The organism is Bowmanella yangjiangensis (assembly GCF_017255015.1).
Taxonomy (GTDB): Bacteria; Pseudomonadota; Gammaproteobacteria; order Enterobacterales; family Alteromonadaceae; genus Bowmanella; species Bowmanella yangjiangensis.
In genome coordinates this window covers 1-1,490 of the sequence record NZ_JAFKCS010000198.1, presented here as the reverse complement: position 1 = coordinate 1,490, position 1,490 = coordinate 1, and the positions used below count along the sequence as shown (strand labels likewise).

At 65.3% G+C, this 1,490-nt stretch carries 2 protein-coding genes; both read right to left on the bottom strand.

Annotated features, from left to right (window positions below):
• Positions 1-1,231, bottom strand: a 1,231-nt coding sequence (locus J0A65_RS23290) for a diguanylate cyclase (protein WP_206596670.1), incomplete at its 3' end; no start/stop codon positions are given.
• The coding region (locus J0A65_RS23285; protein ID WP_463452291.1) for a putative pterin-binding protein at positions 1,228-1,490 on the bottom strand (263 nt) is incomplete at its 5' end. The genes J0A65_RS23285 and J0A65_RS23290, both read right to left, overlap by 4 nt.

Sequence of the window (1,490 nt, the reverse complement as noted above, 5' to 3'; positions counted from 1 at the left end):
CGTGGTTGTCGTTGATCGCCTTGAAATGGTCGATGTCGAGCATCAGCAGGGTGCAGGGCTGGTCGAAGCGTTCGGCGCTCTTGAACAGCTCGCCGGCGCGCTGCAGGAACGCGTGGCGGTTGTTCAGGCCGGTGAGCGCATCGGTGGTGGCCAGCACCAGCAGTTCCTGTTCCATCTGCTTGCGCAGGCTGATGTCGTAGCTCCAGATCAGCAGCGCAGGCCTGCCGTGATACTCCAGCACGCGCCCCGAGACCACGCCCCAGTAGGGCTCGGCTCCGGCCAGCTGGGTCTCCCAGCCGTCCAGACGCTGGCGGGCCTGCAAGGCCTCGCTGAAGTGCAGGGCCTCGCGGGCGTTGCTGAACAGGCGACTCAGCGAGAAGTCGCTGCTGGCATCGAGTTCCAGGCGCTGGCGCAGCCGCTGGTTGACGAAATGCACCTGCTTGCCGTCGTCGCTGATCAGCGCCACGTCACTGGGGCTGGCGTCGAGGATCTGCCGCAGCAGCGCCTGGCCCTCGCTGAGCTCGGCGGTGCGTTCGCTGACGCGTTGCTCCAGGTGCTGGTTCAGCTCGGCCAGGTTGTGCGACAGCGTGCGCGCCTTGCGGTAGTCGCTGACCAGGCGCGACACCAGCAGGGCGCCGCCGAGCAGAAGACCGAGCAGTGTCCAGCCCAGGCCGATGAAGCAGCGGTGCAGGAGCTGGCGCTTGGCGTCGATCTTGTTGGCCAGGGAAATCTTGCTGGCCACCATCACCTCGTGCATCGGCTTGAGCAGCTGCGGCAGGCGTTGATGGATTTCTTCGGCCAGTTGCCGGACACCCTGCGGGTCACCCCAGCGCGCGCGTGCATCCCAGTCGCGGCTCAGGCCGATGATCTGGTCGAGCGTGCCCTGGGTGATCGACTGTGACTCGGGCAGGAAGTCGAACAGATGGTGGCGTTCCAGTGACTGGGTCAGGCTGCGCAGCACCTGGATGCGCACCACCAGATCGTCGCTGTCCAGCTCGCCCTTGCGCAGGCTGTGCGCCGCGTCGAGCAAGTGGTTCATCTCGTTGTCGATCTGGTACGCCTGCCAGAGCTCGTTGTGCAGCGTCGGCAGGGCGAGTTGGCGTGCCTGCTCCTGCACCAGCCAGAGCGAGCCGAGCGTGACCAGCGCCATGGCCAGCACCAGGGTGATCAGGGCGGACAGTTTCAGGCGGTGACGGGAGGGCGAAACGGGGGGCGTTGCAATCGAACTCATTCGACGTGAATCTCGCTGAGCTGCCAGATGGAGCGGTTGTAGAACACCTGTTGGTGCAGTTCGGGGTAGTCGTCGAGCGGGTAGATGAGGTACAGCGGCCCGAGGTCGCGGATGGAGAGGAACTGGCCGTCGCGCTGGTAGGCGATCAACGGCTGGTAGCGCCGGATGTCGACCGCCGGGATCACCACCGAATAGTGATTGAGCGAGCGGGTGTACACCGGCCTGTCGTGCGTTTCTTCATCCATGGATTGCAGCAGCC